The sequence below is a fragment of the Janthinobacterium sp. BJB401 genome (assembly GCF_013372745.1).
Lineage (GTDB): Bacteria > Pseudomonadota > Gammaproteobacteria > Burkholderiales > Burkholderiaceae_D > Janthinobacterium > Janthinobacterium rivuli.
In genome coordinates, this window is the sequence record NZ_JABXFH010000001.1 from 151,027 (window position 1) to 176,241 (window position 25,215).

Sequence of the window (25,215 nt, forward strand, 5' to 3'; positions counted from 1 at the left end):
GGCAGGCTCCAGGTGGTAAAGGTGGTCAGACGGTGGTCAGGCGCGCTTGCTGCTGTTGCGGCTGATGTAAATAGCGAGCAGGATGATCACGCCCTTGATGATGTTTTGCAGGTAGGGCGAAACGCCCATCATGTTCAGGCCGTTATTCAGCACGCCGAGCATGACGGCGCCGATCAGGGTGCCGACGATGGAACCGCGCCCGCCCGTGATGGCCGTGCCGCCCATGACGACGGCGGCAATCGCGTCCAGCTCGAAGCCGATGCCGGCGTTCGGCTGGCCGCTCATCAGGCGCGAGGTCAGCACCAGGCCCGCGATGGCGGCCGTGCCGCCGCTGATGGCATACACCAGCAGCTTGTAGCGCGCCACGCGCACGCCGCTCAGGCGCGTCGCTTCCTCGTTGCCGCCGATGGCGTAGATATAGCGGCCCAGCGGCGTATGGTCGAGCAGCACATAGGCGACGAGGAAGACCAGCAGCATGGCCAGGATCGGCGTCTGCACGCCCAGCACATTGCCGCGGCCAAAGAATTCGAACCAGTCCGGCAAGTCGTTGATCGGGTAGCCGCCCGTGTACAGCAGGGCCAGTCCCCGGGCGATGCCCATGGTGGCCAGGGTGACGATAATCGGCGGCATCCTGGCGTAGGCGACAAAGAAGCCATTGCCCACGCCAAAGGCGATGCCCACGGCCAGGCCGGCCGCGATGGCCAGCCCGGGCGGCAGGCCCGCCACCATCAGGCCCGCCGTCAAAGTGCCCGTCAGCGCCATGACGGAGCCGACGGACAGGTCGATGCCGCCGCTGAGGATGGCGCACGTCATGCCGACGGCGATGATGGCGTTGATCGACACTTGCCGCGCGATATTGACCAGATTATCGCTGGAAAAGAAATGGTCGGTGGTGGCCGCCATCGCGGCCGACACCAGCAGCAGGCCCAGCAGCGGCAGGAAGGCGGGCGACTGTTTCAGCATGGCCCACAGGCGCCTGGCTGGCAGGGGAGGGGCGGCGCGGCGTGGCGCCGCGCGGGATTCAGTGTTGACCGGCTGTTGCATGGCGCATTACCTCGCTGGAGTGAATGGACGTGCCTTCCAGCATGGCCACGATGGCGCCCTGCTTGAACACGGCGACCCGGTCGCACATGCCGGTGATTTCCGGCAGTTCCGATGAAATCAAAATGATGGAATAGCCATCGCTGGTGAGGGCGCGCATCAGGCGGTAGATTTCCGCCTTGGCGCCCACGTCGATGCCGCGCGTGGGCTCGTCGAAGATGAGGATCTTGCAGTGATGGTTGAGCCAGCGGGCGATCACCACTTTCTGCTGGTTGCCGCCGCTCAGGGTGCCCACGCGCGTGCCGGGGCCGGGTGCCTTGACGCCCACCTTGGCCATCATGGCCCGCGTGGCGGCCAGCTCGGCTGGGCGGCGTACCAGGCCCGCACCCGTGTATTTCCCCAGGTTATTGATGGACATGTTTTCCGTGATGTCGAAATCGAGGATCAGCCCTTCGGTCTTGCGGCTTTCCGGCAACAGGCCTATGCCGTGGCGCAAGGCATCGGCCGGATCGCGCAGGCTGGCGCGCTTGCCATGGATGCGGATCTCCTTGTGCCAGGCCGGGTGGGCGCCCATCACGGCCAGCGCCAGTTCCGTGCGGCCGGAACCGACCAGGCCGGCAAAGCCGAGGATTTCGCCCTGCTGCAGCTGGAAGCTGTTGGCGGGGCCATTCTTGCTCAGGCGCACGTCGCGGGCGTCGAGCACGATGGCGGGCGAGGCGGGGCGCGCCGGTTTGGCGGGGAAGTTCGCTTCCAGCTTGCGCCCGACCATCATTTCCACCAGCTGGCCGATATCGGTGGCGGCCACGTCCGTCATGCCCACGTACTGGCCATCGCGCAGCACGGTGATGCGGTCGCACACGTCGAAGATCTCTTCCATGTGATGCGAAATGAAGATCATCGCCACGCCTTGCTGGCGCAGTTCGCGCATGATGGCAAACAAATGCCCCGCTTCGCTGGGTGTCAGCGTGGCCGTCGGTTCGTCGAGGATCAGGATGCGGGCATTGAGCGAAAGGGCCTTGCCGATTTCCACGAACTGCTGCTGGGCGATGCTGAGCTGGCTGACTTCGGCCGACAGGTCGATGGCGATGTTCAGGCGCGCGAAGATGGCTGCCGCTTCCTGCCGCATGGCTTTTTTCGACAGCAAGCCCAGGGCATTCGTCCGCTCGCGTCCCAGGAAGATGTTTTCCACCGCATTCAGGTAGGGCACCAGGGAAAACTCCTGGAAGATGATGGCGATGCCGGCGGCGATGGCGTCGTTGTAGCTGTGAAAATCGCAGGGCTGGCCATCGACCACGATGTTGCCCGCGTCGGGCCGGTAGATGCCGCTGAGAATTTTCATCAGGGTTGACTTGCCGGCGCCATTTTCACCGAGCAGGGCGTGGATTTCGCCCTGGCGGATGCTCAGGTTAATGTCGTTCAAGGCTTTCACGCCGGGGAAACCCTTGGTGATGTTTTGTAGCTGCAAGATCGTCTGCATGATGGGATCCGGAGTAACGGTGAAGCTCCCGCAGCCAGGCCGCGGGAGTGGGCAGGCACGGTGGCCGCTGCCCTTACCAGCTGAAGGACTTGGCGCCTGCCTTGTCCACCAGCTTGACGTCGACCGGCACTTGCGCCGGCACGTTGGCGCCCCATTTCTTTGCCATGGCGATGGCCAGCGCCAGGCGCACCTGGTCGCGCGGGTACTGGGCGGCCGTGGCGATGAACCTGGAATTGGGCTTGAGCATGGCCTTGATGGCTTCCGGCGCGCCGTCCACACTGGTCAGTTTCACGTCCTTGCCGCTCGCTTCGATGGCCGACAGCGCGCCCATGGCGCCGCCATCGTTGACGCTGAAAATGCCTTTCAGCTTGGGCTGCGCCTGCAGGATGTTTTCCGTGACCGTCAAGGCCTGGTCGCGTTCCTGCTTGCCGTTCTGGGTGCTGACGATCTTGATGCCAGGAAAGGCTGCCAGCGCATCCTTGCAGCCGCGCACCCGCTCCAGGATGGGCACGACGGGGATGCCGTCGAGGATCGCCACGTCGCCCTTGCCATCCAGACTCTTGGCCAGGTAGGTGCAGGCCAGCTGGCCCGCATTGAAATTTTTCGAGCCGACGAAGGAATCGACGGGGCCGTTGGCATTCGCATCGACGGCGACGACGATCACGCCGGCCGCCTTGGCCGACTTGACGGCCGACTGGATGCCGACCGAATCGGTGGGGTTGAGCAGCAGGATGTCGATCTTTTTCTGGATCATGTCTTCCACGTCGCTGGTCTGCTTGGCCACGTCGTGGCGCGCATCGGTGATCACCACCGTGGCGCCGATGCTGGCGGCCGCCTCTTCCAGCGCCTTTTTCATGGTGATGAAATACGGATTGTTGAGTTCCTGGAAGGACATGCCGATCTTCAGCGGCGCGGCGCTGGCGCTCACGGACAGGCTGGCGGTGCACAGGGCGGTCGTGGACAGGGCCAGCAATTTTCTTTTCAACATCATCGTCTCCTGGTTTTTAGTATGGATTTTGGGTGTCGTGGCAGCCTTGCCTTGCCTGCTGCCGGGGCATGAAGCGTGAAAAAGGGAGTCAGGTGCCTGGGGCCGCCGTTTTGAGGCCGTCGTAGCGGCGGAATTTAGACGGTGAAATGCCCTTGTGCGCGAGGAACTGGCGGTTGAAATTGGACAGATTGTTAAAGCCCACCTGATAGCAGATGTCCGTGATGCTCAAGGCGCTGTTGCTGAGCATTTCGCAGGACAGCTTGATGCGCAGCAAGTTCACATATTGCACAAAGGAAATTCCCGTGTGCTTGCTGAACGAGCGCGAGAAGGAGCTGACGTTTTGTCCGATCAGTTCCGCCAGTTCCGATTCGCGCAAGTCGGTCGACAGGTTCTTGCCGATGTAGGCCAGCGCCAGGTTGATCTTCGAGGCCATATAGCTGTGCGGATCGGGCAGGTAGCTGGGGCTGGACAGCTTGCGGCGTTCGCTGTCGTGCAGCAGCAGGTCCAGCAGCGACAGGAACAGCATGACCCGGCGGCAGCCGCGCGCTTCCAGCAAGGCCTGCATCAGGGGCCGGGCGGCGGCGCCGGCCTCCGGCGTAAACAGCAGGCCGCTGCGCGATTCGTCCAGCAGGGTCACGACCGGCTGCAATTCCGGGAAGGCGGCGATGGCCTTGGCCATGAATTCGGCCGTGAATTGCAGGATCAGGCAACGCTGTGGCACGGGCTGGTTATCGGGCAGCTCGCTGACCCAGTTATGCGGCAGGTTGGGGCCGGACATGACCAGGTTGCCCGGCTCGAAATCGCCGATATAGTCGCCGACGAAGTACTTGCCGCTGGTGTCGGTGATCAGCTGGATTTCATATTCGGGATGAAAGTGCCAGCGCACGGTGCGGTAGGGGTAGCCGTGCGACCAGGCTGTAAACGATTCATCGGCGGGCACGCGGACGACTTCGAGATCGGGTTTCATGATGTGCTCCCTCGCGCCGCTTAGCCGGTGACGGCGGGAAAAAGAGAAACAGCGCGGTGGCGGCAAAGCGTAAACGGGGCGAGGCGGATGCGTGGCATGACGTGTCTCCTGCTGGGTTACCGTGCGCTTCGACCCTGTTGCCGGCCGGGCGTGTTTTTGATTTATGGTTCCATTCTATGCAGGCGAACCCGGCGGGGCCACTCATTCCATGTGGGTATACCGATACTTTTTTTGCATTTTCCTTGCATCAGAGGAGGCGTAGTCAAATTTTGTGCATTGCGTCAAATGTTGCTGAGCAATACGCTGGCGGAAAAAGATAGCAATTGCACAAAATAGTATCGATAAAACAGGGTCTTTGACGTAGCGCCCGCCCCCGCGCCGCTTGTATGCTGGACAGGCTGGCCGCGACCGGGCCGGCGTCCCTTCACGAATACCCATGCCGGAGAGCGCCATGCGAGTACCGTATGTCTGATGTTTATTTGACGCACCTGATCAGCGATTGTGATGGCGTCCTGGTCGACAGCGAAAGCGTGACCTTGTTTTCTCTGCTCAAGCAGCTGCGCCCGTACGTGCCCGCCGATACGCCGCTGGTCGCCCTGATCCAGCCGCGTCAAGGACAGAACTTCGAGACGCTGCTGACCGGCGTGTTCCTCGAACTGGGTCTCGCGCCGCCGGCGCCGGATGTCTGCGCAGCGATCCGCCAGGGCGTCGAAACCGATTGCGACCGGCTGCAGCGGGCCGTGCCCGGCGTGCTGCGGGCGCTGGCGGCCATCAATATGCCGAAAGCGGTGGCGTCGAATAATACTGGCGCGCGCGTGCGGTCGGCACTGGAGCGGACCGGCATGGCACCGTTATTTGGCGGACGGGTGTTTACGCCGGACCTGGTAGGCCATGCCAAGCCGCATCCTGGCGTCTATCTGGCGGCAGCCGCCTCGTTTGGCGTGCCGCCGGGCCAGTGCCTGGTGCTGGAAGACAGCGTCACGGGTGTGACGGCCGCCGTGGCGGCGGGCATGACGGTATTGGGATTCATCGGCGGCGGGCATGTCGCCGCCGGCCAGGAAGCGCGCCTGAAGGCGGCCGGCGCGCTTCTTGTGTTCAATGACATGGCCAGGCTGCCGGCGCTGGTGGCCGCGGTGATGGACACCGCGGCCGTGTAAAACGCTTATGCCAGTTTGGCAAACACCTTGCGCGCGGCGGCGATGGTGGCGTCGATGACGGCATCATCGTGCTGTGCCGAGACGAAGCCCGCTTCGAAGGCGGCGGGCGCGAAGTACACGCCTTCGTCCAGCATGGCGTGGAAGAAGGCGTTGAACTTGCTGCGGTCGCCCGCCATCATTTCCGCGTAGCTGGTCGGCGGCGTGGCGCTGAAATAGATGCCGAACATGCCGCCGATGTAGTCGGCGCAGAAGACCACGCCGGCCTCTTTGGCGGCGGCGGTCAGGCCTTCGGCCAGGCGCTTGGCCGTGGCGCCCAGCTGCTCGTAGAAGCCCGGCTGCTGGATCAGTTTCAAGGTGGCCATGCCGGCAGCCACGGCGACCGGGTTGCCCGACAAGGTGCCGGCCTGGTAGACGGCGCCCAGCGGCGCCATGTTGTGCATCAGCGCCGCGCTGCCGCCGAAGGCCGCCACCGGCATGCCGCCGCCGATCACCTTGCCCAGGGCCGTGAGATCGGGCTTGATGCCGTACAGCGCCTGCGCGCCGCCCAGAGCCACGCGCAAGCCGCACATGACTTCATCGAAAATGAGCAGGGCGCCGTGCTGCGTGCACAGCTCGCGCATCGCCTGCAGGAACTCCAGCGTGGCTTTCACCAGGTTCATGTTGCCGGCCACCGGTTCGACGATGACGCAGGCGATGTCCGCGCCGAAGCTGTCGAAGGCGTCTTTCAGCTGTTCCACGTTGTTATAGTCGAGCACCAGGGTGTGTTTCACGAAGTCTTCCGGCACGCCGGCCGACGTCGGGTTGCCGAAGGTGAGCAGGCCGCTGCCCGCTTTCACCAGCAGCGAATCGGCGTGGCCGTGGTAGCAGCCTTCGAACTTGACGATCTTGTCGCGTCCCGTGGCGCCGCGCGCGAGGCGCAGGGCGCTCATGGTCGCTTCCGTGCCCGACGACACCAGGCGCACCTGCTCGATCGACGGCACCAGGCGCGTGATTTCCTCGGCCATCAGCACTTCGCCTTCCGTCGGCGCGCCGAACGACAGGCCCAGCGCGGCCGCATCCTGCACCGCTTTCACCACGTCCGGGTGGGCGTGGCCGACGATGGCCGGGCCCCAGGAGCCGATGTAGTCGATATAGCGCTTGCCATCCGCGTCCCAGAAGTAGGGGCCTTCGGCGCGCGTGATGAAGCGCGGCGTGCCACCGACGGAGCGGAAGGCGCGCACGGGCGAATTGACGCCGCCTGGCGTGGTTTTTTGTGCGCGGGCAAACAGGATGTCGTTCTGTGAAGTCGTCGTCATGATAATCGTGCCTTGAAAGTGGATCGTTGTCTGTGTCGTCTGTCTGGTCTGCTACAGAATTATTGGGCGCCGCGCTGGCGCTGCTGCCGGAACAGCCGGTTCGGCACCAGCTTGCCCATGCCGTGGCGCTGCGCGTGGGCCAGCGCGCCAGCCGTGAATTCCTGCGCCGCCACGACCACCTGCGGCACGTCGTCTTCGTTTTCCGCCAGGGCCAGCAGAGCGGTGGCCGCGGCCGACAGGGTGCTGCCGGCGCCGTTGAAGATGCCGGGCAGGTGCTGCCATTCGTCGTGGCGCACCACGCCGTCCTCGCCGAACAGGGTATTGGCGCGCAGCTTGCCTTCGCCCGTGCCAGACTTGCTGGCGTCGGCCGGCATGCCGGTGACGAGCACGTATTCGCAGCCCAGCGCCACCAGGTAGTCGACGTCGTTTTGCAGGGTGTCGTCCGGATCGGCGTCGCGCCAGGTCTCGGCCAGGCGCTCCAGTTCCACCGGCGAGAGCACCAGCAGGGTCGTTTGCGGAATCAGCAGCTGGCGCACGGCCGTCAGGATGTCTTCATCGTCCATGCCCTGTTCCGGCAGCGCCGAAATGAAGGGATCGAGGATCAGTGGCACGTTCGGATAGTCGGAGACGATTTCGGCGATGGCCGTGACGTTTTCCACGCTGCCCAGCGCGCCGATCTTGATGGCGGCCACGGACATGTCTTCCAGCAGCACGCGCGCCTGGTCGGAAACCCAGTCCGGGTCGACCGCCTGCACGTCTTCCACGCGCGCCGTATCGCTGATCAAGAGGCCCGTGGTGACGGACAGGCCATGGCAGCCGAAGGCTGAAAAGGTGGCCAGATCGGCCTGGATGCCGATCGCGCCGACCGGATCGGACACGCCGAAGCTTAATATGAGGGGAGAAGTTTGGTTTTGCACGGCGGGTAGATTAAGATACCTAATTCAGCATTTTACTTGATTGAAGGGTGGCAGAACGTGAGTAGCAACGAAACAACGCAGCAATTCCAAACGTGGATGTGTCTTATTTGCGGCTGGGTTTATGATGAAGCGGCCGGTCTGCCCGACGAAGACATCGCTCCCGGCACGCGTTGGGCCGATGTTCCGATGAACTGGACCTGCCCTGAATGCGGTGCGCGCAAGGATGATTTCGAGATGGTGGCGCTGTAATCAATCAGTTCCACGGGATGCCGCTGCCGCACGCAGGTATCGCGGCTGCCTGTGCTATCGTATGAAAGATTGTCGAATAATCACATGACGCGTCCTTTTTTGCCCGCGGCGCCGTCCGATGCCGTGGGTGCCAGCGCCACGATCCTCGTCATCGACGACAGCGCGACGATACGCAGCGCGGCCGCGAAGATACTCGGCGAGGCCGGTTATCGCGTGGTGGTGGCGGAAAACGGCTTCGCGGCCCTGGCCATGATCGCCGACTGCCAGCCGGCGCTGATCGTGTGCGACATCGTGATGCCGCGCCTGGACGGCTACCGCACCTGTGCGCTGATCAAGGCCAGCGCGGCTTTCCACGCCACGCCGGTGCTGATGCTGTCGTCGAAGGAAGGCTTGTTCGACCGCGCGCGTGGCGCCATGGCGGGCGCCAGCGCCTGCCTGGCCAAGCCGCTGGCGCGCGAGGCGCTGCTGGAGGCCGTGCGGCTGCACCTGGCCGGGCATTTTGAGTAGTGATTTATTGATTGACAACGCAGCAAGGAAGCAGATGGCCATACACACAATTCTGATCGTCGATGACTCGCCGACAGAGCGCTACTACCTGAGCGAGATGCTGGTGCGTGCCGGTTATGCCGTGTTGACGGCGCAGGACGGCGCCGACGCGCTGGCGCAACTGAAGCAGGCCAGGCCCGACCTGATCCTGATGGACGTGGTGATGCCCGGTGCGAATGGCTTCCAGATCACGCGCGCCATCGCCCGCGATCCCGAACTGCAGGACGTGCCGGTGATTATCTGCTCCAGCAAGAGCCAGGAAACGGACCGCATCTGGGGCTTGCGTCAGGGCGCGCGCGATTACCTGGTCAAGCCGGTGGTCGAAGCCGATCTGCTGGCCAAGATCGCCGCGATTTCCTGAGCATGCACACGATGCCAGGTCACGGCGTGTCCACCGCGGCTTTTCCGCCTGCCGCTGCCGCCATGTCCGTCTTCGAGGCGGGCGCGCGGCAGGGGCGCTTGCGTCAGTATCAGCTGCAATTGATCGAGCGGATACAGGCCGCGCGCAGCGGCGCGCTGGCGGCGCGCAAGGAACTGGGCGTGATGCTCGGTGGCCGGCCTTGCCTGCTCGACCTGACGCAGCTCGGTGAAATCGTCATCGCCACCGGCGTGCAGATCCAGGGCGTGCCGCTGGCGCAGGACTGGTACCTGGGCCTGGCGGCCATGCGCGGCCGCCTGACGGGTGTCGTCGACCTGGCCCGCTACATGGGCGAACCGGCCTGCGTGCCGGGCAATCACTGCCGCATCATCACCTTTTCTCCCCGCCTGGGCCTCAATTGCGCATTGCTGGTCGAACGCGTGCTCGGTTTGCGCCAGTTGCGCGCCATGCAATCGGTGCCAGTTCACGATGTGGCGCCGGGTGTGCTGCCATCGTGGGCCGCGCAGGCGCTGCGCGACAGCGAAGGGCAAGAGTGGCTGCGCCTGGACCTGGCGCAGCTGGCGCAATCGGCACGCTTCCTCGATGCCGGCTTTGGCGGCCTCGCCGTCCACAAGGATCTTTGCTGATGGGCGCCCATTCTCCCATCCTGGCGGCCGGCATGCCCGAAGCGCAGCATGCGCCGGACGCGCCGGCATCGGCGGCCGACCTGCCGCTGCGTTTGCGCGACGCGCTGGGACGGCGCAAGTCGCTGGCCAGCGCGCCGGCCGGGGACTGGAAGCTGCCGCTGATCGGCCATTTTCCACTGCAAAAGCAGCTGAGCATCCTGTCGACGCTGATGGCCCTGAGCCTGGCCGCCAGCCTGCTGTTCGTCGGACTGAACACGCGCAGCAGCAATATCGCCTCGGCGCAGACGCAACTGGCCAGCGATGCGCTGATGCATTCGCAGCGCATCGGCAAGGCCGCGCCGAACGCCGTGCAAGGCAATCCGGAAGCCTTCCGCCAGCTCGAGGAAAGCCGCAATGAACTGAGCCAGGATTTCCGCCTGATGCTGCGCGGCGGGACGTATCACGGCCGCGATATCGGCGAGTCGCGTTCCGCCCTGCTGGCGGCGGTGGCCGACGCGCGCAAGAAGTGGGCCAGCAGCGACCGCGCGGCCAGCACCATCCTGCGTCTGAAGCCGGAGTTGGGCGAATTCGACAAGACCTTGCAGCAATTGAATGGGCTGTCGCCGGCGCTGCTGGCGCAGACCGAGGAAATCGCGGCCTTGAAGGTGCAGCGCGGCGGCAATGCGCGCGACCTGGCCGTCATCGGCCGGCTGATGATGCTGAGCCAGCGCATGAGCCGCAGCGCCAGCGAGTTCCTGTCGTCCGGCAGCATCAGCTCGGAAACGGCGTTTTCGCTGGGGCGCGACACGACGTATTTCCGCGCCGCCGTCGAAGGCCTGCTCAATGGCAGCGTGACGCTGCAACTGGCGCCCACGCGCGACGCCGAACTGCGCGACCGGCTGGTGGCGCTGAAAGCCAGTTTTGACAATTACCAGAAGCTGGTGTCGTCGATACTCGACCGGCTCGATAAATTCAGTGCGGCGAAAAGCGCCGAACAGCTGATCTTCAACGAGAACGAAGACCTGCGCCAGCGCTTGACCCTGCTGCAGCAGATGTATCACGTGAACCAGGAAACCCTGGGCATCGCCTTCTGGATGATGGTCGGCGGCGTGTTGCTGACCCTGATCGCGGCGGCCGGTATCGGCAGGGTGCTGCTGCAGGACTCCGTCAACCGCACGCGCGACGCCGAGCGGCGGCGCCAGGAAGCGGAAATCCGGCGCCTGCAGTCGCAGGAAAAAGAGGAAGAGGCGAAGGCCAGGAATGAGCAGAACCAGGCGGCCATCCTGCGCCTGATGAACGAATTGCAGAAGGTGGCCGATGGCGACCTGACGGTGCAGGCCACCGTGTCGGAAGACATCACGGGCGCCATCGCCGATTCCGTCAACTACACGGTCGAGGAATTGCGCGGCCTGGTGGGCAGGGTGACGGCAACGGCGGAACAGGTGAACCGCGCCTCGACGCAGGCGCAAAGCATCTCCAGCAAACTGCTGATCGCATCGCAGCAGCAGTCGCGCGAAATCCAGGGCGTCAGCGCCACCGTCGTCAAGATGGCCAATGCGATTACCGACGTGTCGAAGTCGGCCAGCGTTTCGGCCGACGTGGCGCGCCAGTCGGTGGCGGCGGCGCAGCAGGGTTCGACGGCGGTGGAAAACGCCATCAAGGGCATGCATGAAATCCGCGAGCAGATCCAGGATACCTCCAAGCGCATCAAGCGCCTGGGCGAATCGTCGCAGGAAATCGGCGAAATCACCGAGCTCATTTCCGACATCACCGAGCAGACGAATGTGCTGGCGCTGAACGCCGCCATCCAGGCCGCATCGGCCGGCGAGGCGGGACGCGGTTTTTCCGTCGTGGCCGAGGAAGTGCAGCGCCTGGCCGAACGCTCGGCCGCCGCCGCCAAGCAGATCGGCGCACTGGTACGCACCATCCAGGCCGATACCCAGGATGCGACACGGGCGATGGAAACGTCCACGCAGGGCGTGGTCGAGGGCGCGCGCCTGTCCGACGCGGCCGGCGCGGCCTTGAACGACATCAGCCAGGTATCGAAACACCTGGCCGAACTGATCCAGGGCATCTCGTTCGCCACCGGCACGCAGGCCGGTTCGGCCAGCGGCGTGGCTTTGAATATCCAGCATATCCTGAGCGTGACGGAGCAGACCCAGGATGGCACGCAGCAAACGGCGCAATCGATCCATAAACTGTCGATGCTGGCGCAGGAACTGAAAAATTCGGTGTCGCGCTTCCGCGTCGCCGCCTGAACGCCGCGCCAGTCCAGGCGATTTCCTTACCGAGGCATGCATGAGCACACCAGATAGTCCACAGCAGTCCAAGCCGTTCGACAGCGAGCCTTTGTCGTGGGTGATGGTGGAAATCCGCGAAGCGCTGGGCCGCTCGAAAACGGCCCTGTTCGAAGCGGGTGGCCGCGAGCGCGAGGAACGCGCCACGGCCCTGCAGCATGCGCGCTCGCATTTGCACCAGGCGCATGGCGCGCTGGTGATGGTGGACGTGGCCGGCGCCAGCCTGTTGACGGACGGCGCGGAACAGGCGCTGGCGCGCTTTCGCGACGGCAGCCTCGAATACACGCTGGACCATGCGCAAGTCGTCGCCGAACTGTATCAGGCCTTGAGCGAATACCTGGAAGACCTGGTGGCCGGCACGCCGCCGCAGCCGGTGCGTTTGTTCCCCTACTACCGCGACCTGCAAAGCATGCTGGGGGCCGAGCGCATCCACCCGGCCGACCTGTTTTTCCCGCCAGCGTCGATGCTGGAAGGGCATGCCATCGCGCTGGCGGAGGCACCCCCGGCAGCCGATTATCCGGCCTGGCGCGGACGCTTTGAAAAGTCGTTGCTGCCCTTCCTGAAGGCGCAGGATGAGGCAACGCGGCGCCAGCATGCGGGCGATTTGCACGCCACCTTGACTCTGGTGGCCGATGCGCAGCAGGAAGCGCCGGCGCGCACTTTCTGGTTCGCCATGCAGGCGTTTGCCGGGCTGGCGGCCAGCGGCGAGGGCATGGGCACGCGCAACGTCAAGCAGCTGTTTGGCCTGATCAATCTGCAGTTGCGCCGCCTGGCGCAGGGCACGGCCAGCCTGCCCGAAGCGATGCTGCGCGACGCCCTGTTCTTCATCGCCGCGGCACCCGAGCCGACACCGGAGGCACGCCAGCTGCGTGCCGCCTTCGCGCTGGAAGGCATGCTGCCCGCCGACGTGGAAGCGCGGCGCTACGGCCAGGTCGACCAGGCAGCCTTGCAAGGCGCCCGCACTGCGCTGACGCAGGCGCGCGCCAGCTGGAGCCGCCTGGCGCAAGCCGACCTCGATCCAGCCTTGGGCGCCGAGTTTGAAGCGTCGCTGCAAGAAGTGGCGGCACATGCGGAGTCCCTGAAGCAGCCGGCCCTGGCCAGCCTGCTGCGCGAATGCGCGGCCGTGGCGCGGCAAGCCGTGGCCAGCGGACGCAGCGTGGCCCTGGAAAATGAAATCGGCATGGCGCTGCTGTTTGCCGACACGGGACTGGAGCAGCTGCGCCGCCTGCCCGACGATTTCGCCGGCAATGCGGAAACCATCGCCGCACGCCTGCAGGCGCTGCTGGCTGGCGAAGCGCCGCCGCCCGTCACGGCGGGCGAGCTGTCGCGCCAGATCGAACAGGGCCAGACGGTGGCCGCGCTGGCCGAGAACATGAAGACGGGCCTGCGCCAGGTGGAAAAGGTGCTCAATGCGTATTACGCGGATGCGGCGGGCGCGGGGACGGCAACCCTCGACGGCGTCGCGCCCGTGCTGGAGCAGTTGCAGCAGCAGCTGGCCGGGCTGGGACAGGAAGACGCGCGCGCCGCCGTGCTGCACGTCGATGCGGCCGTGCGGCAGCTGGCCGGCGGCGACGCCAATGCGGAAGCCCATGCCGAGGCGCTCGACGAGATCGCGCAAAATGTCAGCGCGCTGGGCTTTTTTGTCGATATGCTGGGCCGCAACGCGCAGGCGGCCAGCGGGCGTTTCCATTTCGACGCGGCCGCCGGCACCTTCCGCGCCCTGCCATTTGAAAAAGTCGCCGCCGCCGGCGCCGTACCGGTACCCTTGCTCGACCAGGCCCTGGCGCCCGCCGCGCCAGCCGGCATGGATGCCGCGCCGGCCGTGATCGATGTTGATGCGGAGATGCTCGACATTTTCATTGCCGAAGCGCGCGAAGTGCTGGCCTTTATCGACACCACCCTGGCCCTGCCGCGCGAGCAGGCCGCCAGCGGCGACCACCTGGCCATGCTGCGCCGCTCGTTCCACACCCTGAAAGGCAGCAGCCGCATGATCGGCCTGGCGCAGTTTGCCGAAGCGGCCGGCGCCATCGAACGCGTCATGAATACCTGGCTGGCCGAATCGCGCCCCGTCAGCGACGACTTGTTTACCTTGCTCAATTACGGCTGGTACCAGCTCAGCGAATGGGTGGCCGAACTGGAAGGTGGCGCGGGGCGCCAGCGCGAGGCCGGCATGCTGCTGATGGCGGCCGAGCGCGTGCGCGAAGGCGGGCCGTTCGAACTGCGCAAGCCTCGCTCGGCATCGGCATCGGCCGCGCCCGTGGCCAGCAATGGCAATGTGATCGGACTTCCCCTGGCCACGGCGCCCACGCTGCACGAAGCGCCGGACGACCACCTCAAGCACGTGGGCGAACTGCGCATCAGCCTTCCCTTGTACAACATTTACCTGGCCGAGACGGATGAATTGTTGCGCGTGCTCACGCGCGACTTCGGCGAATGGCGCCATGAGGAGCGCGCCGTCAGCGCGGAGGCGCTGCAAGCCGTGCATACCCTGGCGGGGACGTCGGGCACGGTCGGTTTTCAGTCGCTGCGCGACCTGGCGCATGCGCTCGAAACGGTGATTGAAACGGTGGTGCCGCCGCTGGCTGGCCTGCGCGCGGAACAGCACGACATGCTGGAACAGGCCACGCAGCGCATCGGGCAAATGCTGCAGGCGTTCGCGCTGGGCGACCTGGCACCCACGCAGCCGGACATGATCGAAGCGCTCAACACCCTGTGGCGCGCCTTGACGGCGCCGCCCGGCGAGAGCCAGGAAGAGCGGCTCGACGCCCTGTTTGCGGCCGCTTACGCCAGCATCGTCGGCGCGCCGGCGCAGCCTGCCGAGCCGCAGGCCGAAGTCCCGCTGCAGCAGCTCGAGACCCTGTTTGAATCGACGTATGCGAGCATCGTCGCCGACGCGCTGCAGCCGGAGGCTGCCGCGGTGCCGGCACCGGACACCGGCATTGGCGACGATCTGTTCGACGCCGGTTTTGAACACGCGCCGCCATTGGAGCATGCGGCGCCGGAAGCGCCGGCGCCCGCCATCATGCCGGCCGATGCGGCCGCGCTGCTGGCGGCGAGCGCCGGCATCAGCGATGAACTCGACCTCGATTTATTGTCCGTCTTCCTGGAAGAGGGGGCTGACCTGCTGCCGCGGATCGGCGAGGCGCTGCGCAGCTGGCAGCAGCAGCCGCACGACAGCGGCCAGGCGCAGATGCTGTTGCGCACCCTGCATACGGTCAAGGGCAGCGCGCGCATGGCCGGCGCCATGCGCCTGGGCCAGCATGCGCATGAAATCGAGACGCATATCGAAAACATGCTGCACGCGGGCACCGCCACGCCGCAGGCCTTCGAGGAATTGCTGGCCCATTACGATCATGCGCTGCACCTGTTCGAGCAGCTGCAGCAGCCCTTGCTGCCCTTGCCGGGCATGGAAGACACGCCGGCCGCCGAACCGAAGGCGGCCCTGGTGCGCGTGCGCGCCGATATCCTCGACCGCCTGGTGAACCAGGCCGGCGAAGTGTCGATCACGCGCTCCAAAATGGAAAATGAAGTCGGCGTGCTCGGTGCTTCGCTATCCGAATTTTCCGACAACCTGGCCCGCTTGCGGCGCCAGCTGCGCGAAGTGGAAATGCAGGCCGAATCGCAGATCGCCTCGCGCATGGCCGTCGGCAGCGAGCGCGATTTCGATCCGCTCGAATTCGACCGTTTTACGCGCCTGCAGGAACTCACGCGCATGATGGCCGAAAGCGTCAACGACGTGGCCTCGTTCCACGAAAACCTCAGTCACAGCGTTGATGCGGTGACGGACGACCTGGTGCTGCAGGCGCGCCTGACGCGCGAGCTGCAGCGCGACCTGATGCAGATTCGCATGGTGCCGTTTGCCAGCATCGCCGAACGCCTGTTCCGCGTGGCGCGGCAAAGCGCCAAGGAAGTCGACAAGCGCGTCAACCTCGACATCCGCGGCGGTGGCGTGGAAATCGACCGCAGCGTGCTTGAACGCATGGCCGCGCCGTTCGAGCACCTGCTGCGCAACGCCATCGTGCACGGCGTGGAGCCGCGCGACGCGCGCCTGGCCGTAGGCAAGAGCGAGACGGGCGAGCTGCTGGTGCAGGTCAGCCAGCAGGGCAATGAAGTGGCGATCGCCTTTTCCGACGATGGCGCGGGGCTGGACCTGGAACGCATCCGCGCCAAGGCGCACGGCGCCGGCCTGGTGGCGACGGACGCGCCATTGACGGACGCGCAGGCGGCCGAGCTGATTTTTACGCCCGGTTTTTCCACCGCCGACAGCCTGACGGAACTGGCCGGGCGCGGTTTCGGCATGGACATCGTGCGCTCCGAAGCGCTGGCCCTGGGCGGAAGAGTGGAAACGCAGACGCAGGCTGGCCTGGGCATGCGCTTCACCATCCACTTGCCGCTGACCCTGGCCGTCACGCAGGTGGTGCTGCTGGCGGCCAGCGGCAAGACGTATGCCCTGCCATCGGTGCTGGTGGAGCAGGTGCTGCACCTGAAAGGCGAGCAGCTGGAGCAGGTGCGGGCGGCCGGGCGCATCGAGTCGCACGGGCAGTCGCTGGCGCTGCACCACCTGTCGGCCATGCTGGGCGAGACGCCGGCGGCGCAGGCCACGCAGCGCTATGCGCCCGTGCTCCTGCTACGCAATGGCAATGACAGGCTGGCCTTGCAGGTCGATGACGTGGTGGGCAACCGCGAAGTCGTGGTCAAGCACGTGGGCCCGCAGCTGGCGCGCATGCCGGGCATCGCCGGCGCCACGGTGCTGGGCACGGGCGACATCGTGCTGATTCTGAATCCGGTGGCGCTGGCGCAGCACCTGGAGCATCATCCGGAACTGTTGTCGCAGTATGCGCTGGCCAGCAGCGCGCAGCATGCCGCTTCCAGCGCGCTGGAAGCGCCTGCCGTGCGCGTGATGGTGGTCGACGATTCGCTGACGGTGCGCCGCGTGATGCAGCGCCTGTTCGAGCGCGAAGGCTACCAGGTGCTGCTGGCCAAGGATGGCGTCGATGCGCTGGAGCAGTTGCATGCGCTGGAACCTGCCGCCATGCCGGCCCTGCTGCTGGTGGACGTGGAAATGCCGCGCATGGATGGCTTTGATTTGACGCGCAATGTGCGCAGCGATGACAAGACGCGCGCCATCCCCGTCATCATGATCACCTCGCGCAGCGCCGACAAGCACCGCGCCCATGCCTTCGAGCTGGGCGTGAATGCGTATTTCGGCAAGCCGTTCCAGGAGGACGAATTGCTGGCGGAGGTGCGGCGCTTGCAAACGCGTGACGGTTCCGAAACATCTCGGCTACCATAACAGGCCGACATCGCCAAACCAGGAAAATAATGAGCCTTCACGTCAAACTGAAAAAACTCGAAGACAAAGCCATCGTCAATGGTGAGCATGCGGTCGCCGCGGCCGCAGCCCATCTGTCGCAGGATGTCGACGCCATCGACAGGCAAATCAACCTTGTCGGGGCGCTGCACGAGGTGGGCTATCTCCAGAACTCGCTGAAGCCCTACTGGAATGCGTTCAGGGCCGATGAGCCGGCATGGATAGAACGCTGCCTGGCCAGGCTGCTCATTGCCGACCATGACTATTGGGCACTCGCCGCGCTGCTGGGATGCGATGGCCCGGCCACCATTGCCATCGCCACGGGCAAGGGTTTCAAATCCGCCGCGACAAGGCAGTACGAACGATTCGACAAGCCCGATGTCCATGTCGATACCTTGTATCTGACCGGTATGGGGAGCGTGCTGCACCCGATATTGGAAATCGGCTATGACACCAAGGACATGATCAATGTCGACGTGGGAAGGGCGCGGGCACTGAGTTTGGAAAACCAGCAATGGCAGCCGGGTGAGCCACTGGGGACGGGTGCACTATCCCTTTCCATGCAGGCGAAACTGCCGCATGGCGCCTGGCGGTCGGTCTGGACGCCGTTCACCACACCGGAAGCCGGCGGCCCTACTTGAGCACTTTGACCACTGCATAACGTTCCAGGGTCTCCTTGCGCGCCTCGTCGTGCTGCACCAGCGGTTCCGGATAATCGCGTCCCAGCACGATGTTTTTTTGCTCGAGCAGCATGCGTGGCACCAGCCAGGGCGCGTGGATTTCCTTGTCGCCCAGCGCCTTCAGTTGCGGCAGATAGCGGCGGATGAAGCGCCCGCTGGCATCGAATTTTTCCGACTGCGTGACGGGATTGAAGATGCGGAAGTAAGGCTGGGCGTCGCAGCCGGAGGACGATGCCCATTGCCAGCCGCCGTTGTTCGATGCCAGGTCGAAGTCATTGAGGTGCAGCGCGAAATACGCTTCGCCGCGGCGCCAGTCGATACCCAGGTCCTTGATCAAAAAGCAGGCCGTGACCATGCGCAGGCGGTTGTGCATATAGCCCGTCTGGTTCAGCTGCGCCATGGCCGCGTCCACCAGCGGATAGCCGGTGCGTCCCTCGCACCAGGCGGCAAACGCGGCATCGGCCTCAAGCCCCGTTTCCCAGGCGATGGCGTCGTAGGCCGGTTTGAAGGCGCCGCCTTCCACGTGCGGGTTCTGGTACAAAATCATGGCGTAGAAATCGCGCCAGATCAGTTCCGCCAGCCACACGGGCGCGCCATCGCCGCCACCGCCCCGGTCCATCAGGTCGACGATGGTGCGCACCAGGTAGCGCAGCGACACGGTGCCGAAGCGCAGATGCATGGACAGGTACGATGGTCCCTTCAGAGCGGGGAAATCGCGCGCCACGTCATAGCGGGCCACGCGCGGCAAAAAATCCTCGAACAGTTGACTGGCGCCCGACATGCCGGTGGGGATGGCCAGTTCGGCCAGGTTGCTGGCCTCGAAACCCAGCTCACCCAAAGTGGGCAGGGGCGCCGGCGTGCCAGTGCGCGGCGGCGCCAGGCTGGCCGCATGCGGTTCGATGTCGAACGGCGCCAGGCAGCCGGGTTCGGCGCGCATTTTCTTCAGCCAGGCATTTTTATACGGCGTGTAGACGGTATACGGCTTGGCCGACAGCGTCAGCACCTCATCCTTTTCAAAGATCACCTGGTCCTTGAAGCTGAACCACAGGCGCGCGTCGCGCGTGAGCGCCGCGGCCACCATGGCGTCGCGCGTGATCGCTTGCGGCTCGTAGTCGTGGTTGGCAAAGACGGCGTCGGCATTCAATTCGGTGGCCAGGCGCGGGATGGCCTCGGCCGCGTCCGCGTGCAGCACGATCAGGTCGCCGCCCAGCTGGCGCAGCTCACTGGCCAGCTCGGCCACGCTGGCATGGATGAAGTCGACGCGCCGGTCGCGGCGCGGCAGGGTTGCCAGGATGGCCGTGTCGTAGACGAAGACGCAATGCACGGCCTGGCTCTGGCGCAGGGCGTGATGCAGTGCAGCATGGTCAAATGCGCGCAGATCGCGCCGGAACCACACCAGGGAAGTCTTGATTGTCATTATTTCGCGTGTTCAGGGTCAAAGATAGGCGATTTTTTGCCGCCAACAGGGATTTATGGCCGCTCGCGTCGCGCCTTTGGCGTCGCTGCGGCGGCAATTCAGTGTAAACTACCGGGTATGTTCATGGTGCTTTATGTGCGACAGCGATTTTGCAATCAATTTTACAATTGGCATTGAAATGCGCCGGCAAGCATGGCAAATGGATCATTAATTTATAACATAACAAGAATAACGCCTGGCACCACGGTGCGCGCCGCCTAAGATTTGCGGCAGCTTGTGCCAGGCGTACGATAGCGGGGTAAGCGAGACTTGCCAGCAAGCCCACAGAGAGAGCATCGCGTATGAAAAAGAGTAAAATCGACCAGACTCTACCAGGACATCGTTTGATGCAGGGTGTGGGAGAACCGGCCGCGACCGGTTCCTCCACCCTGAATCTGGCCAACCATTTCCTCATTGCGATGCCGGCCATGCAAGACCCGATCTTCGGCGGCACGGTCGTCTACGTGTGTGAACACAATGAAAACGGCGTGCTCGGCGTCGTGATCAACAAACCCACCGACATGACCATGGAAGTGCTGTTCGACCGCATCGACCTGAAACTGGCGGCCGGCAGCGACACGCCCATCATCAATGAACCGATCATGTTCGGCGGCCCGGTGCAGGACGACCGCGGCTTCGTGCTGCATACGCCGGGCGCGCGCTATTCCTCGTCGCTGACGGTGACCGATGAAATCGCGTTTACCACGTCGATCGACGTGCTCGAAGCCGTCGCCAAGGGCGATGGCCCCGAGCGCATGCTGGTCTCGATCGGCTATTCGGGCTGGAGTCCGGGCCAGCTGGAAGACGAAATCGGCCGCAACGGCTGGCTGACGGTGGGCGCCTCGGCCGACATCCTGTTCGATTTCCCCATCGAGCAGCGCTACGTGGCGGCCATCAAGCTGCTCGGTATCGACCCTCTCATGCTGGCATCGGAAGCCGGACACGCATGAGCGGTGACGCCATCGACACCATCCTCGCCTTCGATTTCGGCTTGAAACGCATCGGCGTGGCCATCGGCAATACCATGATTTGCCAGGCCAAGCCGCTCAGCGTGATCACGGCCACGGCGAACGAGCCGAAGTTTGCCGCCATCGATAGCCTGATCAAGGAGTGGGGCGCGAGCCGCATCGTGGTGGGCTTGCCCAGTCATCCCGATGGCACGGAACACGAGATGAGCGCGCGCTGCCGCCGTTTCGCCAACCAGGTGCATGGCCGCTTCAACCTGCCGGTGGAACTGGTCGACGAGCGCTATTCCTCGGCCGTCATCGCCGCCAGGCGAGGTGAAGTCATCGACGACCGCGCCGCCGCCATCATCCTGCAACAGTATTTTGACGCGAATTATTAATCTGACCTTTTGGCCCATTCCTGAATGATCAAGAACTCCATGCCGCATCCTACGAATCCATCCCAACTCGACGCCGAGGCCCTGTACGCGGTCTTGCTGCAGCAAGTGCAGAGCGGCCTGGCGGGCATCCCCAACGTGGCCATCGTCGGCATCCATTCGGGCGGCGCCTGGCTGGCCGAACGCCTGGCGCGCGACCTGAACCTGCCTGGCCGCCTGGGCGTGCTCGATGTGTCCTTCTACCGCGACGACTTCGCCCAGAAGGGCCTGCATGCGGACGTCAAGCCGACGCAAATCAGCTTTGACGTGGCCGGCGCCACCATCCTGCTGGTCGACGACGTGCTGTACACGGGCCGCACCACGCGCGCGGCCATCAACGAATTGTTCGACTATGGCCGCCCGGCCAAGATCATGCTGGCCGCCCTGGTCGACCGCGGCGAACGCCAGCTGCCGGTGGCCGCCGATTTCGTGGCCGCCTTCACAGCCGTGCCGCCGGGCCAGGCTCTGGTCCTGAAGCAAGCCGACGATGGAAAATTCACGCTCACCATAGATACCCACCATGCTTAATCCGCAACTGAATAAACACGGCGAACTGCAACACCTGCTGACGATTGAAGGCTTGCCGAAGTCTATCGTCAACCACATTCTCGACACGGCTTCCTCGTTCGTCGGCATCTCCGACCGCGACGTGAAAAAGGTCCCGCTGATGCGCGGCAAAAGCGTTTTCAACCTGTTCTTTGAAAACTCCACGCGCACCCGAACCACCTTCGAGATCGCGTCAAAAAGGCTGTCGGCCGACGTCATCAACCTGAACATCCAGGCCTCGTCGGCCAGCAAGGGCGAGTCACTGCTCGACACCATCGACAATCTGTCGGCCATGCATGCCGACATGTTCGTCGTGCGCCACGCGCAGTCGGGCGCGCCCTACCTGATCGCCAAGCACCTGATCGACACCAAGCAGCCGCACGTCCACGTCGTCAACGCGGGCGACGGACGCCACGCGCACCCGACCCAGGGCTTGCTCGACATGTACACGATCCGTCACTACAAGAAGGATTTCACCAATCTGACGGTGGCCATCGTGGGCGACATCCTGCACAGCCGCGTGGCCCGTTCCGACATCCATGCGCTGACCACCCTGGGCGTGCCGGAAGTGCGCGCCATCGGCCCGCACACCCTGCTGCCAGGCGGCCTGGAACAGATGGGCGTGCGCACCTTCACCAACATGGATGAAGGCTTGAAAGGCGTGGACGTGATCATCATGCTGCGCCTGCAAAATGAACGCATGAGCGGCGCGCTGCTGCCGTCGGCGCAGGAGTATTTCAAGAGCTACGGCTTGACGCCCGAGCGCCTGGCGCTGGCGAAACCGGACGCCATCGTCATGCATCCGGGCCCGATGAACCGCGGCGTGGAAATCGATTCGGCCGTGGCCGACGGTCCGCAGGCGGTGATCCTGCCGCAGGTGACCTTCGGTATCGCCGTGCGCATGGCGGTGATGAGTATTTTGGCTGGTAATCAGGGCTGATAGCCCAAGGACGAGTAAGCGAGCATGACGACACTACATATCAAGAACGGCCACCTGATCGACCCTGCCAATGGCATCGATGGCTTGCAAGACCTGTTTATCGCCGACGGCAAGGTGCTGGCCGTGGGCAGCGCCCCGGCCGGCTTCACCGCCGACACCACGTTTGACGCGGCTGGCCTGGTGGTTTCCCCCGGCCTGGTTGACCTGTCCGCGCGCCTGCGCGAGCCGGGCTACGAATACAAGGCGACCCTGGAATCGGAATTGCAGGCGGCGCTGCAAGGCGGCGTGACAAGCCTGGTCTGCCCGCCCGACACCGACCCCGTGCTGGACGAGCCGGGCCTGGTGGAAATGCTGAAATACCGCGCCAAGACGCAGAACAAGGCCCACGTGCATCCGCTGGGCGCACTGACCATGGGCTTGAAAGGCAAGTCGCTGACGGAGATGGCGGAACTGACGGAAGCGGGCTGCATCGGCTTCGCGCAGGCGGAAGAGCCGATTGAAGACACGACCGTGCTGCTGCGCGCGATGCAGTACGCGAACACCTTCGGCTACACCGTCTGGCTGCGCCCGCAAGACCCGCATATCGGCCGTGGCGGCATCGCCCACAGCGGCCCGCTGGCCTCGCGCCTGGGCTTGTCCGGCGTGCCCGTGATGTCCGAAACCATCGCCCTGCACACGATTTTCGAATTGATGCGCGCCAGCCGCGCGCGCGTGCACCTGTGCCGCATTTCGTCGGCGGCCGGCCTGGAACTGATCCGCGCGGCCAAGGCCGAAGGCTTGCCCGTCACCTGCGACGTGGGCGTGCACCATGTGCACCTGACGGATGCCGACATCGGTTTCTTCGACCCGAACGCACGCGTGACGCCGCCGTTCCGCAGCCAGCGCGACCGCGATGCGATCCGCGCCGGCCTGCTTGACGGCACGGTCGACGCCATGTGCTCGGACCATACGCCGGTCGACGACGATGAAAAACTGCTGCCGTTCGGCGAAGCGTCGCCCGGCGCCACTGGCCTGGAACTGCTGCTGTCGCTGGCCCTGAAATGGGCCGACGACTATGCGCTGGCGCAGCCGCAGGCGGGCGCACGTCCGCTGGCGCGCGCCGTGGCCAAGGTCACGTCCGACGCGGCCCGTGTCGCCGGCATCCCGGCTGGCAGCCTGGCCGTGGGCGAAGCGGCCGATATCTGCGTCTTCGATCCCGCCGCGCGCTGGACCGTGTCGTCGGCCTCGCTGGCCAGCCAGGGCAAGCACACGCCTTTCCTCGGCTATGAGCTGAGCGGCATCGTCAAGGCGACCATCGTTGCCGGACGGGTGGCGTTTCAGCGTTAATTTTTTGTATCGGAGCCGTAGGTCGGATTAGCGGTACGCGTAATCCGACAAGTCCATGGCGGCTCCTGCCGGCTTACGCCGCGCCTCGCTGGCGCGGCTAAGCCGACCTACGCGGCTGTATGGATCTGCTTCCAACCTTGGTGTCATTTGAAACTTCTGCTTACCTACCGCCTCGCGCGCATCGCCATTCACCTGGGCTGCGGCATGGCCAAGAGCGCCGTGCTCTTTCCCTGGCTGGACCTGGAGGGGCGCAACCGGCGCATCCGCCGCTGGTCGACGCAGCTGCTCGACATCTGCGGCGTGCACGTGGCGCAGCCGGCAGACAGCGTGCCGGCGCTCGCCCATGCGATGGTGGTGGCGAACCACGTTTCGTGGCTCGACATCTTCGTCATCAATGCCGTCCACCCCTGCCGTTTCGTCGCCAAGGCGGAAATCCGCACCTGGCCGATCCTGGGCTGGCTGGCGGGGCGCGCTGGCACCATTTTCATTTCGCGCGGCAGCAAGCGCGATCTGCGTCTGATTTTCCAGGGCCTGGTGGATAAATTGACGGCGGGCGAACGCATCGCGTTTTTCCCCGAAGGCACGACCGCCGCGCAAGGACAGATCCTGCCGTTTCACGCCAATCTGTTCGAGGCGGCCATCGACGCGCAAGTGCCGGTGCAGCCGTTCGCGCTCGTGTATGTGGATGACAAGGGGGCCTTGCACCACGCCGTTGATTTCATCGGCGACATGAGCTTTGCGCAAAGCATGGTGGCGATCCTGAGCGGCCCGCCCATCACGGCGCGCCTGACCTGTCTGGCGCCGGTGGCGACGCTGGACGCGCACCGGCGCGAACTGGCGGCGGCAACGCAGGCGACTATCGCCGCTACGCTGCCGCTGGAGAAGGTAGCTTAATTCTTCACGTGCAGCCAGCGCGCATGCGCGGCGCGGGCCAGGTAGTCGAGGATAAAGCCTAAAATTCCGATCAGCACGATGGCGGCCATCAGCTCCGAATACGCGAGGCGGTCGCGCGTGTCGAGGATGAAGTAGCCGAGACCCGCCGACACGCCCAGCATTTCCGCCGGCACCAGCACGATCCAGATGATGCCGATGGCCAGGCGCACGCCCGTCAGAATGTCGGCCGTGATACCCGGCAAAATCACCTTGAAGACGATCTCTCTGCGCGTGGCCGACAGGCTGCGGGCCAGCAGCAGCCAGTTCGGATCGAGCCGCGCCACGCCGGCCGCCGTATTGAGCAAAATCGGCCAGACGGCCGCAAACGCCAGCAGGAAGTACACGGGCGCGTCACCGACGCCGAGCACCATCACGGCAATCGGCATCCACGACAGCGGCGAAATCATGCGCAGCAGCTGGAACAGCGGCATGGCCGCGCCGGAAAAGCTTTTCGACATGGCCACCAGCACACCGAGCGGCACGCCGATGACGATGGCCAGTCCCAAGCCCACGGCCACCCTTTGCAGGCTCAATACCACGTGCAGCCAGATATCCGCACCGCCCACCATCTCCTGGAACGCCAGCGCCGTTGGCAGCGGCGCAAAGGCGGTGGCAATCGGCGTGGATTTCTCCAGCGCCGTCACGCCCATGGACCACAATAGCAAGGCACAGGCCAGCCCCACCAGGGGCAGGCCGAACTTCGTGAACAACTTGCTTGCCATCG

At 64.8% G+C, this 25,215-nt stretch carries 22 protein-coding genes; 14 read left to right on the plus strand and 8 right to left on the minus strand.

What is annotated here, in order from left to right; all coding sequences use genetic code 11:
- Positions 1-36: 36 nt before the first annotated feature.
- The 4 genes from HWE17_RS00650 to HWE17_RS00665 all read right to left on the minus strand — a co-directional run bounded on the left by HWE17_RS00650 (position 37) and on the right by HWE17_RS00665 (position 4,473).
- Positions 37-963, minus strand: a complete 927-nt coding sequence (locus HWE17_RS00650) for an ABC transporter permease (protein WP_255206078.1) — start codon at positions 961-963, stop codon at positions 37-39.
- Between the two features lie 58 nt (positions 964-1,021).
- Positions 1,022-2,518 carry a sugar ABC transporter ATP-binding protein gene (locus tag HWE17_RS00655; protein WP_176387407.1) on the minus strand — a complete coding sequence of 499 codons (1,497 nt, stop codon included), beginning with the start codon at positions 2,516-2,518 and terminating at the stop codon, positions 1,022-1,024.
- A 73-nt stretch (positions 2,519-2,591) separates the two neighbouring features.
- A complete protein-coding gene (locus tag HWE17_RS00660) occupies positions 2,592-3,509 on the minus strand; it encodes an ABC transporter substrate-binding protein (protein ID WP_176387408.1) in 918 nt (305 codons plus the stop codon).
- An 85-nt stretch (positions 3,510-3,594) separates the two neighbouring features.
- Positions 3,595-4,473 carry an AraC family transcriptional regulator gene (locus HWE17_RS00665; RefSeq protein WP_176387409.1) on the minus strand — a complete coding sequence of 293 codons (879 nt, stop codon included), beginning with the start codon at positions 4,471-4,473 and terminating at the stop codon, positions 3,595-3,597.
- A gap of 464 nt (positions 4,474-4,937) precedes the next feature.
- On the opposite strand from HWE17_RS00665, the gene HWE17_RS00670 reads away from it, so the two are divergent.
- Positions 4,938-5,630, plus strand: coding sequence for an HAD family phosphatase (locus HWE17_RS00670; protein WP_176387410.1), 693 nt, complete (start codon positions 4,938-4,940; stop codon positions 5,628-5,630).
- A gap of 5 nt (positions 5,631-5,635) precedes the next feature.
- On the opposite strand, the gene hemL is transcribed toward HWE17_RS00670, so the two are convergent.
- Positions 5,636-6,925, minus strand: a complete 1,290-nt coding sequence (hemL, locus tag HWE17_RS00675; protein WP_176387411.1) for a glutamate-1-semialdehyde 2,1-aminomutase — start codon at positions 6,923-6,925, stop codon at positions 5,636-5,638.
- A gap of 59 nt (positions 6,926-6,984) precedes the next feature.
- Positions 6,985-7,842, minus strand: a complete 858-nt coding sequence (locus HWE17_RS00680; RefSeq protein ID WP_035822099.1) for a hydroxymethylpyrimidine/phosphomethylpyrimidine kinase — start codon at positions 7,840-7,842, stop codon at positions 6,985-6,987.
- Positions 7,843-7,938: 96 nt separating this feature from the next.
- Between HWE17_RS00680 and HWE17_RS00685 the strand changes: the two genes are divergently transcribed.
- From HWE17_RS00685 to HWE17_RS00715, 7 genes are all read left to right on the plus strand, one after another.
- Positions 7,939-8,091, plus strand: coding sequence for a rubredoxin (locus HWE17_RS00685; RefSeq protein ID WP_010401308.1), 153 nt, complete (start codon positions 7,939-7,941; stop codon positions 8,089-8,091).
- 84 nt (positions 8,092-8,175) lie between these two features.
- Entirely contained in the window at positions 8,176-8,598 is a 423-nt protein-coding gene (locus tag HWE17_RS00690) for a response regulator (protein ID WP_099401580.1), read from the plus strand.
- A 34-nt stretch (positions 8,599-8,632) separates the two neighbouring features.
- On the plus strand, positions 8,633-8,998 hold the full coding sequence (locus HWE17_RS00695) for a PleD family two-component system response regulator (protein ID WP_035822096.1): 366 nt from the start codon (positions 8,633-8,635) through the stop codon (positions 8,996-8,998).
- Positions 8,999-9,000: 2 nt separating this feature from the next.
- Positions 9,001-9,642, plus strand: a complete 642-nt coding sequence (locus HWE17_RS00700; protein WP_176387412.1) for a chemotaxis protein CheW — start codon at positions 9,001-9,003, stop codon at positions 9,640-9,642.
- On the plus strand, positions 9,642-11,879 hold the full coding sequence (locus HWE17_RS00705) for a methyl-accepting chemotaxis protein (RefSeq protein WP_176387413.1): 2,238 nt from the start codon (positions 9,642-9,644) through the stop codon (positions 11,877-11,879). The genes HWE17_RS00700 and HWE17_RS00705 overlap by 1 nt, the downstream gene beginning before the upstream one ends.
- Positions 11,880-11,919: 40 nt before the next feature.
- Positions 11,920-17,211: an Hpt domain-containing protein gene (locus HWE17_RS00710; protein ID WP_176387414.1), complete on the plus strand. Its 5,292-nt coding sequence runs from the start codon at positions 11,920-11,922 to the stop codon at positions 17,209-17,211.
- A 29-nt stretch (positions 17,212-17,240) separates the two neighbouring features.
- Positions 17,241-17,870, plus strand: a complete 630-nt coding sequence (locus tag HWE17_RS00715) for a hypothetical protein (RefSeq protein ID WP_176387415.1) — start codon at positions 17,241-17,243, stop codon at positions 17,868-17,870.
- Here HWE17_RS00715 and HWE17_RS00720 read toward each other — a convergent pair.
- On the minus strand, positions 17,863-19,326 hold the full coding sequence (locus HWE17_RS00720; RefSeq protein ID WP_176387416.1) for a deoxyribodipyrimidine photo-lyase: 1,464 nt from the start codon (positions 19,324-19,326) through the stop codon (positions 17,863-17,865). The two genes, HWE17_RS00715 and HWE17_RS00720, sit on opposite strands and share 8 nt — an antisense overlap.
- A 386-nt stretch (positions 19,327-19,712) precedes the next feature.
- On the opposite strand from HWE17_RS00720, the gene HWE17_RS00725 reads away from it, so the two are divergent.
- The 6 genes from HWE17_RS00725 (at position 19,713) to HWE17_RS00750 (ending at position 24,452) form a co-directional block, all read left to right on the plus strand.
- Positions 19,713-20,315 (plus strand): YqgE/AlgH family protein, encoded by a 603-nt coding sequence (locus HWE17_RS00725; protein ID WP_035822086.1) that lies wholly within the window; start codon positions 19,713-19,715, stop codon positions 20,313-20,315.
- Positions 20,312-20,710 carry a Holliday junction resolvase RuvX gene (ruvX, locus tag HWE17_RS00730; protein ID WP_217916667.1) on the plus strand — a complete coding sequence of 133 codons (399 nt, stop codon included), beginning with the start codon at positions 20,312-20,314 and terminating at the stop codon, positions 20,708-20,710. The genes HWE17_RS00725 and ruvX overlap by 4 nt, the downstream gene beginning before the upstream one ends.
- A 39-nt stretch (positions 20,711-20,749) precedes the next feature.
- Positions 20,750-21,274: a bifunctional pyr operon transcriptional regulator/uracil phosphoribosyltransferase PyrR gene (gene pyrR, locus HWE17_RS00735; RefSeq protein WP_035828187.1), complete on the plus strand. Its 525-nt coding sequence runs from the start codon at positions 20,750-20,752 to the stop codon at positions 21,272-21,274.
- A complete protein-coding gene (locus tag HWE17_RS00740; RefSeq protein ID WP_034746695.1) occupies positions 21,267-22,232 on the plus strand; it encodes an aspartate carbamoyltransferase catalytic subunit in 966 nt (321 codons plus the stop codon). Before pyrR ends, HWE17_RS00740 begins: the two co-directional genes overlap by 8 nt.
- Before the next feature lie 24 nt (positions 22,233-22,256).
- On the plus strand, positions 22,257-23,558 hold the full coding sequence (locus HWE17_RS00745; RefSeq protein WP_176387417.1) for a dihydroorotase: 1,302 nt from the start codon (positions 22,257-22,259) through the stop codon (positions 23,556-23,558).
- Between the two features lie 147 nt (positions 23,559-23,705).
- On the plus strand, positions 23,706-24,452 hold the full coding sequence (locus HWE17_RS00750) for a 1-acyl-sn-glycerol-3-phosphate acyltransferase (protein WP_176387418.1): 747 nt from the start codon (positions 23,706-23,708) through the stop codon (positions 24,450-24,452).
- Here the strand turns inward: HWE17_RS00750 and HWE17_RS00755 are convergent.
- Positions 24,449-25,213, minus strand: a complete 765-nt coding sequence (locus tag HWE17_RS00755; protein ID WP_176387419.1) for an ABC transporter permease — start codon at positions 25,211-25,213, stop codon at positions 24,449-24,451. The two genes, HWE17_RS00750 and HWE17_RS00755, sit on opposite strands and share 4 nt — an antisense overlap.
- Positions 25,214-25,215 lie beyond the last annotated feature (2 nt).

What these genes read in the sequence shown, in the direction of transcription:
- HWE17_RS00650 (WP_255206078.1), bottom strand. Translation starts at nt 963, where the DNA reads ATGCTGAAACAGTCGCCCGCCTTCCTGCCGCTGCTGGGCCTGCTGCTG.
- HWE17_RS00655 (WP_176387407.1), bottom strand. Translation starts at nt 2,518, where the DNA reads ATGCAGACGATCTTGCAGCTACAAAACATCACCAAGGGTTTCCCCGGC.
- HWE17_RS00660 (WP_176387408.1), bottom strand. Translation starts at nt 3,509, where the DNA reads ATGATGTTGAAAAGAAAATTGCTGGCCCTGTCCACGACCGCCCTGTGC.
- HWE17_RS00665 (WP_176387409.1), bottom strand. Translation starts at nt 4,473, where the DNA reads ATGAAACCCGATCTCGAAGTCGTCCGCGTGCCCGCCGATGAATCGTTT.
- HWE17_RS00670 (WP_176387410.1), top strand. Translation starts at nt 4,938, where the DNA reads ATGTCTGATGTTTATTTGACGCACCTGATCAGCGATTGTGATGGCGTC.
- hemL (WP_176387411.1), bottom strand. Translation starts at nt 6,925, where the DNA reads ATGACGACGACTTCACAGAACGACATCCTGTTTGCCCGCGCACAAAAA.
- HWE17_RS00685 (WP_010401308.1), top strand. Translation starts at nt 7,939, where the DNA reads ATGTGTCTTATTTGCGGCTGGGTTTATGATGAAGCGGCCGGTCTGCCC.
- HWE17_RS00690 (WP_099401580.1), top strand. Translation starts at nt 8,176, where the DNA reads ATGACGCGTCCTTTTTTGCCCGCGGCGCCGTCCGATGCCGTGGGTGCC.
- HWE17_RS00695 (WP_035822096.1), top strand. Translation starts at nt 8,633, where the DNA reads ATGGCCATACACACAATTCTGATCGTCGATGACTCGCCGACAGAGCGC.
- HWE17_RS00700 (WP_176387412.1), top strand. Translation starts at nt 9,001, where the DNA reads ATGCACACGATGCCAGGTCACGGCGTGTCCACCGCGGCTTTTCCGCCT.
- HWE17_RS00705 (WP_176387413.1), top strand. Translation starts at nt 9,642, where the DNA reads ATGGGCGCCCATTCTCCCATCCTGGCGGCCGGCATGCCCGAAGCGCAG.
- HWE17_RS00710 (WP_176387414.1), top strand. Translation starts at nt 11,920, where the DNA reads ATGAGCACACCAGATAGTCCACAGCAGTCCAAGCCGTTCGACAGCGAG.
- HWE17_RS00715 (WP_176387415.1), top strand. Translation starts at nt 17,241, where the DNA reads ATGAGCCTTCACGTCAAACTGAAAAAACTCGAAGACAAAGCCATCGTC.
- HWE17_RS00720 (WP_176387416.1), bottom strand. Translation starts at nt 19,326, where the DNA reads ATGACAATCAAGACTTCCCTGGTGTGGTTCCGGCGCGATCTGCGCGCA.
- HWE17_RS00725 (WP_035822086.1), top strand. Translation starts at nt 19,713, where the DNA reads ATGCAGGGTGTGGGAGAACCGGCCGCGACCGGTTCCTCCACCCTGAAT.
- ruvX (WP_217916667.1), top strand. Translation starts at nt 20,312, where the DNA reads ATGAGCGGTGACGCCATCGACACCATCCTCGCCTTCGATTTCGGCTTG.
- pyrR (WP_035828187.1), top strand. Translation starts at nt 20,750, where the DNA reads ATGCCGCATCCTACGAATCCATCCCAACTCGACGCCGAGGCCCTGTAC.
- HWE17_RS00740 (WP_034746695.1), top strand. Translation starts at nt 21,267, where the DNA reads ATGCTTAATCCGCAACTGAATAAACACGGCGAACTGCAACACCTGCTG.
- HWE17_RS00745 (WP_176387417.1), top strand. Translation starts at nt 22,257, where the DNA reads ATGACGACACTACATATCAAGAACGGCCACCTGATCGACCCTGCCAAT.
- HWE17_RS00755 (WP_176387419.1), bottom strand. Translation starts at nt 25,213, where the DNA reads ATGGCAAGCAAGTTGTTCACGAAGTTCGGCCTGCCCCTGGTGGGGCTG.